This window comes from Streptomyces sp. CA-135486, assembly GCF_050936555.1.
Taxonomy (GTDB): domain Bacteria; phylum Actinomycetota; class Actinomycetes; order Streptomycetales; family Streptomycetaceae; genus Streptomyces.
Window position 1 is genome coordinate 2,088,014 of the sequence record NZ_JBNJMM010000001.1, and the last position, 17,473, is coordinate 2,105,486.

General features: G+C 71.4%; 12 protein-coding genes. 5 read left to right on the plus strand and 7 right to left on the minus strand.

Annotation, left to right across the window (positions count from 1 at the left end):
• The first annotated feature begins 19 nt into the window (after positions 1-19).
• Positions 20-886, plus strand: a complete 867-nt coding sequence (locus tag ACQEVG_RS09470; RefSeq protein WP_432979874.1) for a thioredoxin domain-containing protein — start codon at positions 20-22, stop codon at positions 884-886.
• Positions 887-1,021: 135 nt separating this feature from the next.
• The gene (gene lgt / locus ACQEVG_RS09475; RefSeq protein WP_432979877.1) at positions 1,022-2,065 is read left to right on the plus strand and encodes a prolipoprotein diacylglyceryl transferase; all 1,044 of its coding nucleotides are present in this window, start codon (positions 1,022-1,024) and stop codon (positions 2,063-2,065) included.
• Between the two features lie 70 nt (positions 2,066-2,135).
• Here the strand turns inward: lgt and ACQEVG_RS09480 are convergent, their stop codons facing one another.
• From ACQEVG_RS09480 to ACQEVG_RS09510, 7 genes are read right to left on the minus strand one after another with little or no spacing between them, the layout of a single operon-like run.
• On the minus strand, positions 2,136-2,936 hold the full coding sequence (locus ACQEVG_RS09480) for an HpcH/HpaI aldolase/citrate lyase family protein (protein ID WP_432979880.1): 801 nt from the start codon (positions 2,934-2,936) through the stop codon (positions 2,136-2,138).
• Positions 2,933-4,129, minus strand: a complete 1,197-nt coding sequence (locus tag ACQEVG_RS09485; RefSeq protein WP_432979883.1) for a CaiB/BaiF CoA transferase family protein — start codon at positions 4,127-4,129, stop codon at positions 2,933-2,935. Before ACQEVG_RS09485 ends, ACQEVG_RS09480 begins: the two co-directional genes overlap by 4 nt.
• Complete coding sequence (gene rbsK / locus ACQEVG_RS09490; RefSeq protein ID WP_432979886.1) at positions 4,126-5,010, minus strand: ribokinase; 885 nt, start codon at positions 5,008-5,010, stop codon at positions 4,126-4,128. The genes ACQEVG_RS09485 and rbsK overlap by 4 nt, the downstream gene beginning before the upstream one ends.
• Positions 5,007-6,449: an ADP-ribosylglycohydrolase family protein gene (locus ACQEVG_RS09495; RefSeq protein ID WP_432979889.1), complete on the minus strand. Its 1,443-nt coding sequence runs from the start codon at positions 6,447-6,449 to the stop codon at positions 5,007-5,009. Before ACQEVG_RS09495 ends, rbsK begins: the two co-directional genes overlap by 4 nt.
• Positions 6,446-7,609 (minus strand): ADP-ribosylglycohydrolase family protein, encoded by a 1,164-nt coding sequence (locus ACQEVG_RS09500; protein ID WP_432979892.1) that lies wholly within the window; start codon positions 7,607-7,609, stop codon positions 6,446-6,448. Before ACQEVG_RS09500 ends, ACQEVG_RS09495 begins: the two co-directional genes overlap by 4 nt.
• Entirely contained in the window at positions 7,575-8,972 is a 1,398-nt protein-coding gene (locus tag ACQEVG_RS09505) for an ADP-ribosylglycohydrolase family protein (RefSeq protein WP_432979895.1), read from the minus strand. Before ACQEVG_RS09505 ends, ACQEVG_RS09500 begins: the two co-directional genes overlap by 35 nt.
• Entirely contained in the window at positions 8,969-10,003 is a 1,035-nt protein-coding gene (locus tag ACQEVG_RS09510; protein ID WP_432979898.1) for an ADP-ribosylglycohydrolase family protein, read from the minus strand. The genes ACQEVG_RS09505 and ACQEVG_RS09510 overlap by 4 nt, the downstream gene beginning before the upstream one ends.
• Before the next feature lie 208 nt (positions 10,004-10,211).
• On the opposite strand from ACQEVG_RS09510, the gene ACQEVG_RS09515 reads away from it, so the two are divergent.
• From ACQEVG_RS09515 to ACQEVG_RS09525, 3 genes are all read left to right on the plus strand, one after another.
• A complete protein-coding gene (locus ACQEVG_RS09515) occupies positions 10,212-10,940 on the plus strand; it encodes a VIT1/CCC1 transporter family protein (RefSeq protein WP_432979901.1) in 729 nt (242 codons plus the stop codon).
• A 428-nt stretch (positions 10,941-11,368) separates the two neighbouring features.
• The gene (gltB, locus tag ACQEVG_RS09520; RefSeq protein ID WP_432979904.1) at positions 11,369-15,928 is read left to right on the plus strand and encodes a glutamate synthase large subunit; all 4,560 of its coding nucleotides are present in this window, start codon (positions 11,369-11,371) and stop codon (positions 15,926-15,928) included.
• Positions 15,921-17,381 carry a glutamate synthase subunit beta gene (locus ACQEVG_RS09525; RefSeq protein ID WP_432979907.1) on the plus strand — a complete coding sequence of 487 codons (1,461 nt, stop codon included), beginning with the start codon at positions 15,921-15,923 and terminating at the stop codon, positions 17,379-17,381. The genes gltB and ACQEVG_RS09525 overlap by 8 nt, the downstream gene beginning before the upstream one ends.
• The last annotated feature ends 92 nt before the right edge of the window (positions 17,382-17,473 follow it).

Genomic DNA, 17,473 nt, shown 5'->3' on the forward strand with positions numbered 1-17,473 from the left:
GATCTCGGACCGGGGAGGCATGCGACATGCCTCCCCGGTTCGTTTGCGGGACGTGAGCGAGAATCAGGAACGGAAGCGGACCGCGCGTGAGCGGCTCCAGCAGGAACGTGCGTCGCAGAAAGCCCGTGAGAAACGCCGGCGGACGCTGATCATCACCGCAGCGGTCGTCGGTGTACTCGGCCTCGCCGCCGTCGTCGGCGTGATCGCCGCCAATGCCGGCAAGAACGCGTCGAAGGACGGCTCCGACGCCGGTCCGCTCCTCGCGCCCGCGGGGGCGCAGGGCAAGGACCAGCTCGCCATCCCGGTGGGCGCGAGCGATGCCCCCGCCACGCTCACGGTGTGGGAGGACTTCCGCTGCCCGGTCTGCGGGCAGTTCGAGAACGTCTTCCGGGCCACCATCCACGAGCTGGAGGAGGCGGGCAAGCTGAAGGTCGAGTACCACCTGGCCACCATCATCGACGGGAACATGGGCGGCAGCGGCTCCCTCCGCGCCGCGAACGCCGCGGCCTGCGCGCAGGACGTCGGCAGGTTCGGCCCGTACCACGATGTCCTCTACCAGAACCAGCCGCCGGAACAGGAGGACGCCTTCGGCGAGAACAGCAGGCTGATCGAGCTCGCGGGCAAGGTCGAAGGTCTCGTCACCCCCGCATTCCGCAGCTGTGTGGAGGAGGGGAAGCACGACGCCTGGGTGGCCAAGTCGAACACCGCCTTCGTCAACGGCGGCTTCCGTGGCACGCCGACCCTGCTGCTCAACGGGGAGTCGATCTTCCCGAACAAGGGCGGTGAGCAGCTCTCCGTGGCGAACCTCAAGAAGTGGGTCGAAGCGGCGAACAAGGGCAAGAAGCCGGGCACGTCCACGCCGATCCCGAGCGCCGGGGCCTCCTGACGGCTTGCCGTCGTACGACGAAGGCTTCCCGCCGCAGGTGCGGTTCCCGCCGTACGACGAAGCGCGGCTCGTTATTCATACGTTGCCGGGTGGGTTGCCGTGCCTCCCACCCGGCAGGGTAGCGTCGGTCCTGCCATGGAACTTGCCTACATTCCCAGCCCGTCGACCGGAGTGATCCATCTCGGACCCCTCCCGCTGCGCGGCTATGCCTTCTGCATCATCATCGGCGTCTTCGTCGCCGTCTGGTACGGCAACAAGCGCTGGATCGCGCGGGGCGGCAAAGCCGGCACCGTGGCCGACATCGCCGTCTGGGCCGTGCCTTTCGGTCTCGTCGGCGGTCGGCTCTACCACGTGATCACCGACTACCAGCTGTACTTCAGCGAGGGTGAGAACTGGGTCGACGCCTTCAAGATCTGGGAGGGCGGCCTCGGTATCTGGGGCGCGATCGCGCTGGGCGCGGTCGGCGCCTGGATCGGCTGCCGCCGCCGCGGGATCCCGCTGCCTGCCTGGGCGGACGCCCTCGCGCCCGCGATCGCCTTCGCACAGGCGATCGGCCGCTGGGGCAACTGGTTCAACCAGGAGCTGTACGGCAAGCCGACGGATCTGCCGTGGGCCCTCAAGATCACCGAGGGTACGAACCGCGAGGCGGGCTTCTACCACCCGACGTTCCTGTACGAGTCCCTGTGGTGCATCGGCGTCGCGCTGCTGGTCATCTGGGCCGACCGGCGCTTCAAACTCGGGCACGGGCGGGCGTTCGCGCTGTACGTCGCGGCGTACTGCCTGGGCCGGGGCTGGATCGAGTACATGCGGGTCGACGAGGCGCACCATGTACTGGGGCTGCGTCTGAACGTATGGACCTCGATCGTGGTCTTCGTGCTGGCGGTGGCGTACATCGTGATCTCGTCGCGGGTGCGGCCGGGGCGCGAGGAGATCGTCGAGCCGGAGCGGCCCGAGGCCTCCGCGAAGTCCGAGCAGTCCGAGACGGTGGCGGACCCGGAGGACAAGGCCGCCGATGACGGCCCCGCGGACGCCGCCGACGAGGACGCGGACGACGCTTCCGCCGACGGCGCTGCCGAGGACACCTCGGCTTCGGCGAAGGACGCGGACGAGGACACCCCGGCGAAGGACGCGGCCGACGGCGACGAGAAGGCGGACGCGGAGTCGGCCAAGAAGGGCTGACCGCGGGCACTGCTGGGGCACCTGCTACGAGGCCGCCAGGACCGAAAGGTTCTGGCGGCCTCGCGTTGTGCTACCCGCACGCCCTTTGGGCGAGGCAGAGTGTCCGCCGCGCCGCTGCCACGATCGCGGCGTCGACGAAGCGGCCGTCCGGCAGGGCCAGCGCGCCCTCGCCCGTGGCGGCCGCCTTGACGATCTCCTCCGCCGCCTCGATCTCCTCGGGCGTGGGGCGGAACGCCCGCTCGATGACTGGGAGTTGGCGGGGGTGGATGGCCGCCCGGCCGAGAAAGCCCAGGGCGCGGCCGTGGGTGCACGAGGCGTAGAGGGCGTCCAGGTCGCGGATGTCGGGAAAGACGGACTGGGCCGGGGGTGCGAGACCGGCCGCGCGGGCGGCGATGACGATGCGGGTGCGCGGCCAGTCGAGGGATGTGCCGTCCCGTACGCCGAGGTCGGCGCGGAGGTCGGCCTCGCCGAGTGCGATGCCGTGGACGGCGGGATGGGCGGTGGCGATCGCGTACGCGTGCTCGATGGCGAGCGCCGATTCGAGAAGCGGATAGAGGGGGACGCCGGGGGCGCTGGCTGCGATCCGCCGAATGTCAGTGGCGTGTGCGACCTTGGGGATACGCAGAGCACAGAGGCCGGGGAGTGCGATGAGGGCCTCGATGTCATGGGGGGTGTTGATGCGGACATGGACAGGGAGAGTCTGAGGGGAAGCGAGAAGTTCGGCCGTGGCGGCCAGGGCGTAGGTCTTGCGGTCGGGGGACACCGCGTCCTCCAGGTCGACGATCACGACGTCGGCCCCGGAGGCGAGTGCCTTGTGCACGACCTCGGGGCGGTCCCCGGGGGCGTACAGATAGGTGAGGGGGGTCTTCATAGGGCGCCCTGGGTGCGGAGTGCGGTGATGTCGGCCCGGGACAGGCCGAGTTCGGTGAGGACCGCGTCCGTGTCGGCGCCGTGCGGGCGGCCCGCCCAGCGGATGGCGCCGGGGGTCTCGGAGAGGCGGAAGAGGACGTTCTGCATACGGAGGGGGCCGAGTTCGGGATCGGCGACCTCGGTGATGGTGTCCAGCGCCTGGTACTGGGGGTCTTCCATGACGTCACGGATGTCGTAGATCGGGGCGATCGCCGCTTCGGCCTTCTCGAAGGCGGCCATGGCCTCGGCGCGGGTGCGGCGGGCGATCCAGCCGCCGACCGCCTCGTCGAGCACATGGGCGTGCTCGGCGCGGCCGCTGCCGGTGCCGAACCACGGCTCGTCGATCAGGTCTGGCCGGCCGACCAGCTGTATGACGCGTTCGGCGATGGACTGGGCGGAGGTGGAGACGGCCAGCCAGGAGCCGTCGGCCGTGCGGTAGGTGTTGCGCGGGGCGTTGTTGCGGGAGCGGTTGCCGGTGCGCGGCTGTACGTAACCGAGCTGGTCGTACCAGAGCGGCTGGGGGCCGAGTACGGTCAGGATCGGCTCGATGATCGCCATGTCGACGACCTGGCCGCTGCCTGTGGCGGTGCGGGCGGCGAGTGCCGTCATGACGGCGTACGAGGTGGCGAGCGCCGCGATCGAGTCGGCGAGGCCGAACGGCGGCAGGGTGGGCGGGCCTTCGGGCTCGCCGGTGATGGAGGCGAAGCCGCTCATGGCCTCGGCGAGGGTGCCGAAGCCGGGGCGGTGGGAGTAGGGGCCGAACTGTCCGAAGCCGGTGACGCGGGTCAGGACGAGGCGGGGGTTGGCACGGCTCAGCTCCTCCCAGCCGAGCTGCCACTTCTCCAGGGTGCCGGGGCGGAAGTTCTCGATGATCACATCGGCGGTGGCGGCAAGCCGGAGGAGGGTCTCGCGGCCGCCGGGCGTGGACAGATCGAGAGTGATGGTGCGCTTGTTGCGGCCGAGCAGCTTCCACCACAGGCCGATGCCGTCCTTGTCGGGGCCGTGGCCCCGGGAGGGGTCGGGTCTGGTGGGGTGCTCGACCTTGATGACCTCCGCGCCGAAGTCGCCGAGCATGGTGGCGGCGAGCGGTCCCGCGAAGAGGGTGGCCAGGTCGAGGACGCGCAGCCCTCGCAGCGGAGTGGGCGCCGGCGTCATGAGGCGTCGATCTCGGAGCGGTACGGCATCGACGTGGAGGCTCCCGGGCGCTGGACGCACAGGGCGGCGGCCGCGGCGGCCCAGCCCAGGGCCTGCGGCATGCGCTTGCCCTCGCCGAGGGCGACGGCGAGGGCGCCGACGAAGGTGTCACCGGCGCCGGTGGTGTCCACTGCGATGACCTCGGGGGCGGGGACGGTGAGGGGGGCCGCGCCCCGGGCCGCGTACAGGCTGCCCGCCGAGCCGAGCGTGATCACGACCTCGGGGACCAGCCGCAGCAGTTCCTCGGCAGCGGTGTGCGGGTCGGAGACGCCGGTCAGGGTGGCCGCCTCGTGCTCATTGGGCACCAACAGGTCGATGACGGCGAGGAGTTCGGGAGGCAGGGGCTGGGCGGGGGAGGGGGTGAGGACGGTTCGCACGCCGTGGCGGCGGGCCGCATCGGCGCCGTCGAGCACGGCGCTGAGGGGGAGTTCGAGCTGGAGGAGCAGCATGTCGGCGGTGTGGATGAGGGCTTCGTCGCCGGGGGCGAGTGCGGTGACGGTGCCGTTCGCGCCGGGGATCACGACGATGGAGTTGGCGCCCTCGTCGTCGACGACGATGTGCGCGGTGCCGGAGGGGCCGTCCGCGGTGCGCAGGAGGTCGGTGTCGACGCCGGAGGAGACGAGCGTGTGGCGGAGCAGGGCGCCGAAGTCGTCCGAGCCGACCGCGCCGATCATCGAGACCTCGCCGCCGGCACGGGCGGCGGCGACGGCCTGGTTGGCACCCTTGCCACCGGGGATCGTCCGGAACTCCCGCCCCGTGACTGTCTCTCCGCGTTTCGGCGCGTGGGCTACGTACGCGACGAGGTCCATGTTGGTGCTGCCGAGCACGGCGATGGCGGTCATGGGCGCAGTGCCTCCTGATGTGTGAGGTGGGCGAGGGTGTCGAAGCCGATGCCGTCGAAACCGGCGACGGAGGTGGCGAGACGGTTCTTGAGCGGTGCGGTCCAGTGGTCGGGGAGCTCATCGGGATGTCCGGCGAGCAGACCTGCGAGGGAGCCCGCGGTCGCGCCGTTGGAGTCGGTGTCGAGTCCGCCGGAGACGGCGCGGCAGATGGACCCGGTGAAGTCGCCGTCGGCGTGGGTGAGGGCGGCGGTCAGCAGGGCGGCGTTGGGGACGACATGGACCCAGTGGTAGTGGCCGAGGACCGAGTGGATGCGGTCCACGACGGTGTCGAAGTCGGGCTCCGCGCGGGCGGTGTCGATGCCGAAGCGGATGGCTCGGGAGAGGCGTGAGGAAGGGGGGACGACGGTGAGGCCGGCGGCGACCGCGTCGTGCACATCGGCGGTGCGGGTGGCCGCGGCGGCAATGGCGGCGGCGATGAACATCGCGCCGTAAACGCCGTTCGCGGTGTGCGTCAGCGACGCGTCGCGATGCGCCTGGGCGGCGGCGGCCGCGGGGTCGCCGGGGTGGGTCCAGCCGTGCACATCGGCGCGGATGGCGGCGCCGATCCACTCCCGGAAGGGGTTGTGGTGGGCGGCGGTGCAGGGCGGCTCGATGCCTTCGAGGAGGTTGCGGTAGGCGATGCGCTCGGCGGTGAAGGTGCGGCCGGCGGGGAGTTCATCGAGCCAGAGCCCGCCGAGCTGGGCGGTGGTGAACGCTTTTCCGTGGCGCTGGAGGAGCAGCAGATTCAGCAGGGGGTAGTTGAGGTCGTCGTCCTCGGGCATGCCGTCGATGTTCTCGGCGAGCGAGGTGGTGGCGGACCGCCGGTTCCAGGGGTGGGCGGCGGCGAGCTCGGGGGGCAGACCCTTGGCGGTGAACCAGCTGCTCAGCGGCCAGTTGCCGGTGGCGCGGGCGAGGGCGCGGATGGCGTGGAGAGGGAGCTTTTCGACGGGCTTGCCGAGGAGACAGCCGACGGCCCGGCCGAGCCAGGCCGCGTGGAGGGCGTGGGAGCCGGCTGCCCCGGCCGGGGACCGGCCTCGGGGCGGTGCTTCGCGCGCGGTGGGGGGTGGGTCCCCGGACCCGCCGGGCATGGGCGCTTTGTGCGGCGGGGCCGAGGGCCAGGCGGGGCAGATTGCCTTGATCAAGGGGAGTGCGGTGGGCTCGGACTCCGTCAAGGGGCAGGGGAGTACGGCCAGTTCGTCGAGGAGGTCGCGGGCGAGGGCGCGCAGATGGGGCGGCGCCGGAGCGGGGGACGCGCCCGCGCTCGGTGGGGCCAGGGATCCGCCCGCCGCGGTCCAGCGGGTGCGGACCGACCAGGCGTCGCGGCCGTCCTCCGCCGCCTGGCGCAGTTCGTGGCCGAGCAGGTCCTCCGGCTGGACCCAGGTGAGGCGCAGGCCCGTCATCGTGTGTCCGTCAGGAGGGCGAAAGCCGACTCGTGGGCGCGTCGGCGGGCAGTGTCGCGGGCGAAGACTTCGCGGGTGACCTCGGCCAGTTCCCTCGCGGGGGCGTGCAGGTCGATGCGGCTGGCTTCGGCGACCGTTTTCGCCCAGTCCTGGGGGACGGCGGACTCGCCGTGGAGCGCGCCCGCGATCGCCCCGGCCATCGTGGCGATCGAGTCGCAGTCGCGGCCGTAGTTGACGGCGCCGAGCACCGTACGGCGGTAGTCGCCACCGCCGACCACGAGCATGCCGAGGGCGATGGGCAGCTCCTCGATCGAGTGGAGCCGGGAGGGGCGGCGGGCCGCGAGGGACGGTGCGCGGTAGTCCGGGCCCACGGTGTCGAAGGGGGCGACCGCGGCCCGCAGCGGGGCGAGCGCCGAGTCGAAGTCCGTGTGGCGCACGGCGACTTCGGCGACCTCCTCGATCGCCGCGTTGGTGCCGTCCTTGGCCAGGGACAGCGCCGCGTCCACGACCGAGGACGGTGTCGCGTCGGGCACGCAGGCCGCGGCGACCGCCGCCGCGAAGACGCCCGCCGCCTCCCGCCCGTACGAGGACTGGTGCGCGCCCGCGATGTCGACCGCCTCGGCGTAGGCGCCCGCGGGATTCGCCGCGTTGACCAGGCCGACCGGAGCCATGTACATCGCAGCGCCGCAGTTGACGATGTTGCCGACGCCCGCCTCGCGAGGGTCGTTGTGCCCGTAGTGGAGGCGCGCGACCATCCACTTCTCGGCGAGGAAGACACGCTGCAAAGGCAGCGCCTCCGCCTCCAGCTCGGGGATCCAGCGGGGGTTCGAGATCAGGTCCGGGACCAGGTGGTCGGCGACGGCGTACGCGCCGAGGTGGTCGCGGACGGTGGCGTACACGCGGATCAGCGCGTGCGTCATCAGGGTGTCGTCGGTGATGTGCCCGTCGCCCTTGTGGAACGGCGCGATGGGGCGGGCGGTGCGCCAGTCGGAGCCGTGCCACGGGCCGACGATGCCGTGGACACGGCCGCCGTGCCGCTCCACGATCTGCTCCGGGGTGTAGCCCTCGACCGGGCCGCCGAGCGCGTCACCGACCGCCGCGCCGAGCAGGCTGCCGGTGATCCGGTCATCGAGTGCGAGCGTCGCGAGTGTCGTCGTCATGTCGGAATTGTCCACCCGGGGCGGTCAGTTCCGTGTGTGCGAGCAGCCCGGCGAGTTCCACGAGATCGGTGCCGGCGAGGCGGGGGAGGGCGCAGCCGGCGAGCGTACGGCAGGCCTCGCGCCAGGTGCCGGGGACCGAATCGCCGCCGCCGAGCGCGCCGGTCAGCGCGCCGGCGAGAGCGGGTGCGGAGTCGGCGACGCGGGACAGACACGCGGCGGCGGGTACGGCTTCGGCGACCCGGCCGAGGGCCGCGGTCGCGACGGCGAGGGCGACGGGGACGGTCTCGGCGGCGGCGATGCCGTAGCTGTAGACGTGGTCGACGATCTGGTGCTCGAGCAGGGGGACCAGTTCGAAGGCGCCGTGCGCGTCGCGGGCGAGCTTGACGGCGTGCTGGGCGTTGCGGCCGATCTCGGTGGTGTCGGGGAGTTCGGCGAGGGCGGCGTCCACCGCGTCGTCGACAGGTGCGCCCCCGAGGGCGGCGGCCACGGCGGCGGCCATGGCGCGGGCCCCGTGCACTCCGTCGCCGTCCTGGCTGTAGCGCGCGTCGAACTCGGCGAGCGCGGCGGCGGCGGCCGGGTCGCCGGGGTGTACGACGGCGAGGACGGCGGCGCGGATGCAGGCGGCGTCGTCGAAGTAGTGCGGGTTGTCGTGGCCGGTGGCGGGTGGGCGCAGTCCGGTGGCGAGGTTGCCGAGCCCGGCGCGTACGGAGATGCGGGCGCGGAGGGGGAGTACGGCGGACTCGACCTCGGGGGCGCGGTCGGCCGCGGCGGCGACTTCGCTGGCGAGGGAGTTCCAGGCGAGGTCGACGGCGGCGCGCATACGGCGGGCGGGGGCGAGCCCGGCGAAGAGGTCACCCGCGGCGGTGAGCACGGTCTCGGCGGAGAAGGCGGCCCATTCGGCGTCGTCGGAAGGGCCGAGGCGCAGCGGTTCGGGGGGCTGGTTGAGCGCGATGGGGACGGGGAGGGTGGTGGTGGCGTTCTGCTCGGCGAAGGTGTCGAGCTCGCGGGTGAGACGGCGGGTCCACTCGGGCATCCGGGCGGCGCGGTGCCGCGCGGCGGGCCACCCGGCGGCGTCGCCGGCGGCGAGCCCGAGCAGGAGCCCTTCGATGGGCCGCGGCGGGGTGCGGGGCGCGGCGGGGCGGGGGCGGCCCCCGGCGGGTGCGGTGTTCGGCGCCGTCGCTTCGCACGAGCGGGTGGCGCGGTGTGTGTCTGCTTCCGGCCCGGGCGCGGGCGCCTCGCACCCGGCGGATGCGACGTCCGCGGCATCCGCGCTCCCCAGCACCGCGTCCGCGCTCCCCGGCACCGCGTCCCCGGCACCCCCGAGGTCCGTGTCCCCGGTCCCGAAGCCCGGTGCCTCGTTCATGACGCCGCCTGGCTGTCGTCGTCCGGGGTCAGCAGTTCCGCGATGTCCAGGATGTGGTAGCCCGCCATCGAAGGGAGGCAGCTGCCGCGGACCGGGCCGATGGCCGTGGACCAGATCGCGGGGATCGCCGAGGCGCCCGACACCGCGCCGGCGAGAGCACCCGCCACCGCCGCCGTGGTGTCCGCGTCGCGGCCCATGTTGACCGCGGTGAGCACCGACGTACGGAAGTCTCCGCGGGCCGCCGCGAACGCTCCGAAGGCCAGGCCCACCGCCTCCGGGGCCAGGTCCGTCCACGGATAGCCGCCGATGACGACCGCCGAGCGGACCGCGCGTTCCATCGCCAGCGTGTCCGCGTGGGTGCGCTGCGCGGCCACCACCGCGCGGCGCAGGGAGCGCGCCGTCCAGGAGTCCATGGGTACGACGGACAGCGCGGCGCCGATGACCGAGGCGGGGCCGCCGCCCGCCATCGCGGCCGCCACCCCGGCCGCGACCGCCTGGCCGCCGTAGATGCCCTCCCCGTCGTGGCTGACGCTGCCGTCGATGGCGACCAGCCGCGCCGCCTCCGCCGGATGGCCCGCCGCGAAGACGCCGAACGGGGCCGCCCGCATCGCCAGCCCGTCGCTCCATGCGTGCCGGTGCTGCGCGGAGATGGGGGCCTCGAGCCCACGGCGGAGGTTTTCGAGGGTGCCGCGTTCACTGAAACCCGCCCCGCGGAACGAGCCTTCGTCCAGGTCCGCGATCCAGTGGTGCCACGCGTTCTCGACATGGGCGACGGTCAGCGCCGAGCCGTGCCTGGCGAGCAGCAGACCGGAGAAGATCGCGTACTCCGTGTCGTCCGTGCCCGCCGGGTCCTCGCTCACGAAGCCCTCGATACGCCCCCACCGCCGGCGGATCTCGGACGGCCGCATGTTCTCGGCGGGCGCCCCCAGCGCATCGCCCACCGCGAGGCCCAGCAGTGCGCCACAGGCCCGCTCGCGAAGTGCGGACGCCTTACCGGCAGGATCAGCGGGATCGCATGCGATCAACTCCATGGGGCGGGCCCCTTTCATGCGCGCCGAGCCTGTTCCTGGATCTGTGCCACGCGCGGCGGACAACGAGTCTGAGAAACGCCCCTGTCACCCGCTCGACTCCAGGTAAGTACGGCCTGCCTTGCTGGCGCGCCCCTTACGTCGCGCGTATTTTCGAGGGTGTTGAGGGGGAGCGGGCGCACCAAGTCCGCTGCCGGAGAAGGGGAGAGCTGTGTCCATCATCGAAACCGGGGCGACGCTGCACGTCGCGCACCGCGACAACCACACCCACCGCGATGTCAACGGTGGCTGGCTGCGCCCCGCCGTTTTCGGTGCGATGGACGGCCTTGTCTCCAACCTTGCCCTGATGACCGGTGTGGCGGGCGGCGCTGTGTCCCAGCAGACCATCGTGATCACCGGTCTTGCCGGTCTCGCCGCGGGCGCGTTCTCCATGGCCGCCGGCGAGTACACCTCCGTCGCCTCCCAGCGCGAGCTTGTCCAGGCCGAACTCGACGTCGAGCGGCGCGAGTTGCGAAAGCACCCCGTCGACGAGATGGAGGAGCTCGCCGCCCTCTACGTCGCCCGCGGCGTCGAGCCCGCGCTCGCCCGTGAGGTCGCGATGCAGCTTTCCAAGGACCCCGAGCAGGCCCTGGAGATCCACGCCCGCGAAGAGCTCGGTATCGACCCGGACGACCTGCCGTCGCCGACCGTCGCCGCGGTCTCGTCGTTCGGTTCGTTCGCGCTGGGCGCGCTGCTGCCCGTACTGCCGTATCTCCTCGGCGCGACCGCCCTGTGGCCCGCGGTGCTGCTCGCGCTGGTCGGGCTCTTCGGCTGCGGTGCGCTTGTCGCCCGGGTGACCGCGCGCAGCTGGTGGTACAGCGGACTGCGCCAGCTGGTCCTCGGCGGCGCGGCCGCGGCCGTCACCTTCGGGCTCGGGACGCTGTTCGGCGCCGTCGTCTGACGCGGGCACGATATGCCCGGCGCATACCCGGCACACGGCGCACCGGCTCCCTCGGGGAACCGGTGCGTCCTTGTGTTTCCCCCGGCGGTCGGCAAGGTTGTGACGAACGTCCTCTCCACGAAGTCCGCCCTGGGTGAGACACTATGCGAGGGACTACATAAGTAGCCGTTACCCCGTGGTTTCGAGTCCTTAACCACCGGGCATGAGCCGTAGGCGCTGTGGGCAATGAAGCCTGCTCCGCGACGGGCCAGCGGATATCGATCTGTCCGGCTGTGACCCACTCTCACCGCTTTGCGCGGTGTCCGCATGCTGGAATGGGCTATCCGCTTTCCGAGAAGCACTCCATCATGTAACCTGCACGAAATTTCGCGGAGGGCCAACGTCGTCCCTCGGCAGTTACACATGCCACGACGACGACGGGAGTGCCGATGCGTTTCGACGCCTGGTCGCCCATGGACGGTCGCCCCGCCCCCCAGGGGATGTACGACCCCCGTAACGAACACGACGCCTGCGGTGTCGGGTTCGTGGCCACCCTCACCGGTGTTGCCAGCCATGAGCTGGTCGAGCAGGCGCTGACCGTACTGCGGAATCTCGAACACCGGGGCGCCACCGGCTCCGAGCCCGACTCGGGTGACGGCGCAGGCATTCTGCTTCAGGTCCCGGACGCGTTCCTGCGCGAGGTCAGCGGTTTCGAGCTCCCCGAGGCCGGCTCGTACGCCGTCGGCATCGCCTTCCTGTCGGCCGACGACTCCGCCCAGGCTGTCTCACGGATCGAGACGATCGCCGCCGAGGAGGGCCTGACCGTCCTCGGCTGGCGCGAGGTCCCCGTCACCCCGGATCTGCTCGGCAGCGGCGCACGCGCCACCATGCCCGCCTTCTCGCAGCTCTTCGTCACGGACGGCGAGAGCAAGGGCATCGCGCTCGACCGCAAGGCCTTCCTGCTGCGCAAGCGCGCCGAGCGCGAGGCCGGGGTCTACTTCCCCTCGCTCTCCACCCGCACCATCGTCTACAAGGGCATGCTGACCACCGGCCAGCTGGAGCCCTTCTTCCCGGACCTCTCCGACCGGCGCTGCGCCACGGCCGTCGCGCTCGTCCACTCGCGGTTCTCGACGAACACCTTCCCGAGCTGGCCGCTCGCCCACCCGTACCGCTTCGTCGCGCACAACGGCGAGATCAACACGGTCAAGGGCAACCGCAACTGGATGCGCGCCCGTGAGTCGCAGCTGGTCAGCGATCTCTTCGGCGGCGAGACGCTGGACCGGATCTTCCCGGTCTGTACGCCGGACGCCTCCGACTCCGCCTCCTTCGACGAGGTCCTGGAGCTCCTGCACCTCGGCGGCCGCTCGCTGCCGCACTCCGTGCTGATGATGGTCCCCGAGGCGTGGGAGAACCACGACTCCATGGACCCGGCCCGGCGCGCCTTCTACCAGTACCACTCCACGATGATGGAGCCCTGGGACGGCCCGGCCTGTGTCACCTTCACCGACGGCGTCCAGGTCGGCGCGGTCCTCGACCGCAACGGCCTGCGCCCCGGTCGCTACTGGGTCACCGACGACGGCCTCGTCGTCCTCTCCTCCGAGGTCGGCGTCCTCGACATCGACCCCGCCAAGGTCGTCCGCAAGGGACGCCTCCAGCCCGGCAAGATGTTCCTCGTCGACACCGCCGAGCACCGCATCATCGAGGACGACGAGATCAAGTCGGCCCTCGCCGCCGAGCAGCCGTACCAGGAGTGGCTGGAGGCCGGCGAGATCGAGCTCGAGGACTTGCCCGAGCGCGAGCACATCGTCCACACCCACGCCTCGGTCACCCGCCGCCAGCAGACCTTCGGCTACACCGAGGAGGAGCTGCGCGTCATCCTCGCGCCCATGGCCAGGACCGGCGGCGAGCCGCTCGGCTCCATGGGTACGGACTCCCCGATCGCGGCCCTGTCCCAGCGCCCCCGGCTGCTCTTCGACTACTTCACCCAGCTGTTCGCGCAGGTCACCAACCCGCCGCTGGACGCCATCCGCGAGGAGCTCGTCACCTCGCTGTACTCCTCGCTCGGCCCGCAGGGCAATCTGCTGGAGCCGACCGCGGCGTCCTGTCGCAGCGTCACCCTGCCCTTCCCGGTGATCGACAACGACGAGCTGGCCAAGCTCATCCACATCAACGCCGACGGCGACATGCCGGGCATGAACGCCGCGACGCTCTCGGGTCTGTACCGGGTCAGCGGCGGCGGCGACGCCCTCGCGGCCCGTATCGAGGCGATCTGCGCCGAGGCCGACGCGGCCATCGAGGACGGCGCCCGCCTGATCGTTCTCTCCGACCGGCATTCGGACGCCGAGCACGCGCCGATCCCGTCGCTGCTGCTCACCTCCGCCGTGCACCACCACCTCATCCGCACCAAGCAGCGCACCCAGGTGGGTCTGCTGGTCGAGGCCGGTGACGTCCGCGAGGTGCACCATGTCGCGCTCCTCATCGGCTACGGCGCCGCCGCCGTCAACCCGTACCTGGCGATGGAGTCGGTCGAGGACCTGGTCCGCGCCGGCACCTTCATCGAGGGCCTGGAGCCCGAGAAGGCCATCCGCAACCTGATCTACGCGCTGGGCAAGGGCGTTCTGAAGGTGATGTCCAAGATGGGCATCTCCACCGTCGCCTCCTACCGCGGTGCCCAGGTCTTCGAGGCCGTCGGCCTCGACGAGGCCTTCGTCGACAAGTACTTCAACGGCACCGCCACGAAGATCGGCGGCGCCGGTCTCGAGGTCATCGCCAAGGAGGTCGCCGCCCGGCACGCCAAGGGCTACCCGGCCTCCGGCATCGCCGCCTCGCACCGCGCGCTGGAGATCGGCGGCGAGTACCAGTGGCGCCGTGAGGGCGAGCCGCACCTGTTCGACCCGGAGACGGTCTTCCGCCTCCAGCACGCCACGCGCACCAAGCGGTACGACATCTTCAAGAAGTACACGGACCGGGTGAACGAGCAGTCCGAGCGGCTGATGACGCTGCGCGGCCTGTTCGGCTTCAGGTCGGACCGCCAGCCGATCTCCATCGACGAGGTCGAGCCGGCCTCCGAGATCGTCAAGCGCTTCTCCACCGGCGCGATGTCGTACGGATCGATCTCCCGCGAGGCGCACGAGACCCTCGCCATCGCCATGAACCAGCTGGGCGGCAAGTCCAACACCGGTGAGGGCGGCGAGGACGCGGACCGTCTGTACGACCCGGAGCGCCGCTCCTCCATCAAGCAGGTCGCCTCCGGCCGCTTCGGTGTGACGAGCGAGTACCTGGTCAACGCGGACGACATCCAGATCAAGATGGCGCAGGGCGCCAAGCCCGGCGAGGGCGGCCAGCTGCCCGGCCACAAGGTCTACCCCTGGGTCGCCAAGACCCGGCACTCGACCCCGGGCGTCGGGCTGATCTCGCCGCCGCCGCACCACGACATCTACTCCATCGAGGACCTGGCTCAGCTGATCCACGACCTCAAGAACGCCAACCCGGCCGCCCGCATCCACGTGAAGCTGGTCTCCGAGGTCGGCGTCGGCACGGTCGCCGCCGGTGTCTCCAAGGCGCACGCGGACGTCGTCCTCATCTCCGGCCACGACGGCGGCACCGGCGCCTCGCCGCTCACCTCGCTGAAGCACGCCGGCGGCCCCTGGGAGCTCGGCCTCGCCGAGACCCAGCAGACCCTGCTGCTCAACGGACTGCGGGACCGGATCGTCGTACAGACCGACGGCCAGCTGAAGACCGGCCGCGATGTCATCATCGCCGCGCTGCTGGGCGCCGAGGAGTTCGGTTTCGCGACCGCGCCGCTCGTCGTCTCCGGCTGCATCATGATGCGCGTCTGCCACCTGGACACCTGCCCGGTCGGCATCGCCACGCAGAACCCGACTCTGAGGGACCGGTTCTCCGGCAAGGCCGAGTACGTCGTCAACTTCTTCGAGTTCATTGCCCAGGAGGTCCGTGAGCTCCTCGCCGAGCTGGGCTTCCGTACGATCGAGGAGGCCGTCGGTCACGCCGAACTCCTCGAGACCGAGCGGGCCGTGAGCCACTGGAAGGCCCAGGGCCTCAACCTCGCGCCCCTCTTCCACGTCCCCGAACTGCCGGACGGCGCCGTGCGCCACCAGCTGATCGAGCAGGACCACGGTCTGGAGAAGGCGCTCGACAACGAGCTGATCGAGCTCGCCGCCGAGGCGCTGAACGCGGCGTCCGCCGAGGACGCCCAGCCGGTCCGCGGCCAGATCGCCATACGGAACATCAACCGGACCGTGGGCACGATGCTCGGTTACGAGGTGACCCGGCGGTTCGGCGGTGCGGGCCTGCCCGACGACACCATCGACATCACCTTCACCGGCTCGGCCGGCCAGTCCTTCGGTGCCTTCGTGCCGCGCGGCGTCACCCTGCGGCTGGAGGGCGACGCCAACGACTACGTCGGCAAGGGCCTCTCCGGCGGCCGCGTCATCGTCCGCCCGGACCGCGGCGCCGACCACCTCGCCGAGTACTCCACCATCGCGGGCAACACCATCGCCTACGGCGCCACCAGCGGCGAGCTGTTCCTGCGCGGCCGCACCGGCGAGCGCTTCTGCGTCCGCAACTCCGGCGCCACGGTCGTCTCGGAGGGTGTGGGCGACCACGGCTGCGAGTACATGACCGGCGGTTACGCGGTGGTGCTCGGCGAGACCGGACGCAACTTCGCGGCCGGCATGTCCGGCGGTATCGCGTACGTCATCGACCTCGACCGGGACAACGTCAACGTCGGCAATGTCGATGCCGTCGAGGCCCTGTCGGACGCCGACAAGCAGTGGCTGCACGATGTCGTGCGCCGCCACCAGGAGGAGACCGGCTCGACCGTCGCGGCGAAGCTGCTCGCCGAGTGGGACGTCGCCGTGGACCGCTTCAGCAAGATCATTCCGACCACGTACAAGGCAGTGCTCGCCGCCAAGGACGCCGCTGAGCTCGCCGGTCTCTCCGACCAGGAGACCACCGAGAAGATGATGGAGGCGGCGACCAATGGCTGACCCCAAGGGCTTCCTGACCACCGGGCGCGAGGTCGCCAAGACCCGCCCGGTGGGTGAGCGCCTCAAGGACTGGAACGAGGTCTACGTTCCCGGCTCGCTGCTGCCGATCATCAGCAAGCAGGCCGGGCGCTGCATGGACTGCGGTATCCCGTTCTGTCACAACGGCTGTCCGCTGGGGAACCTCATCCCCGAGTGGAACGACTACGCCTACCGCGAGGACTGGGCGGCGGCGAGCGAGCGGCTGCACGCGACCAACAACTTCCCGGAGTTCACCGGGCGGCTGTGCCCGGCGCCGTGCGAGTCCGCGTGTGTGCTCGGCATCAACCAGCCGGCCGTCACCATCAAGAACGTCGAAGTCTCGATCATCGACAAGGCCTGGGACGCCAATGACGTCAAGCCGCAGGCCCCGGAACGGCTCTCCGGCAAGACGGTCGCGGTCATCGGCTCGGGCCCGGCGGGTCTGGCCGCGGCCCAGCAGCTGACCCGGGCGGGCCACACGGTCGCGGTGTACGAGCGCGCGGACCGCATCGGCGGTCTGCTGCGGTACGGCATCCCCGAGTTCAAGATGGAAAAGCGCCACATCAACCGCCGTATCGAGCAGATGCGGGCGGAGGGCACGAAGTTCCGTACGGGCGTGGAGATCGGCCGCGACATCGACGCGGCGAAGCTGCGCAAGCGGTACGACGCGGTGGTCATCGCGGCCGGTGCGACCGTCTCGCGCGATCTGCCCGTCCCGGGCCGTGAGCTGAACGGCATCCACTTCGCGATGGAGTACCTGCCGCTCGCCAACAAGGTGCAGGAAGGCGACTTCGTGGCCCCGCCGCTCACGGCGGAGGGCAAGCACGTGGTGGTCATCGGCGGCGGCGACACCGGCGCGGACTGCGTGGGCACGGCGCACCGGCAGGGCGCGGCCTCCGTCACGCAGCTGGAGATCATGCCGCGGCCGGGCGACGACCGTCCGGCGGGTCAGCCGTGGCCGACCTTCCCGATGCTCTACAAGGTCACCTCGGCGCACGAGGAGGGCGGCGAGCGGGTCTACTCCGTCTCGACGACGCACTTCGAGGGCGACGAGGACGGCAATGTCCAGTTCCTGCACCTCGTCGAGGTGGAGTTCAAGGACGGCAAGCTGGAGCAGAAGCCCGGTACGGAGCGGAAGATCCCGGCGCAGCTGGTCACCCTCGCCATGGGCTTCACCGGCACGGACCAGGAGAACGGCCTGGTGGAGCAGTTCGGCCTGGAGCTGGACGAGCGGGGCAACATCGCGCGGGACGCGGACTTCGCGACGAACGTCAACGGTGTGTATGTCGCCGGTGACGCGGGCCGTGGCCAGTCGCTGATCGTGTGGGCGATCGCCGAGGGCCGCTCGGCGGCGCGCGGTGTGGACCGCTATCTGACGGGTGCGAGCCAGCTTCCGGCTCCGATCCGCCCGACGGACCGTGCGCTGATGGTCTGAGTCCACCTGAATCGTCCCGTACAAAGGCGTACGGGCTGGGTTGTTCCGGGGGACATCTCCCGGCTCCCCGGCACTGCGGCGCCTGCCCTGTC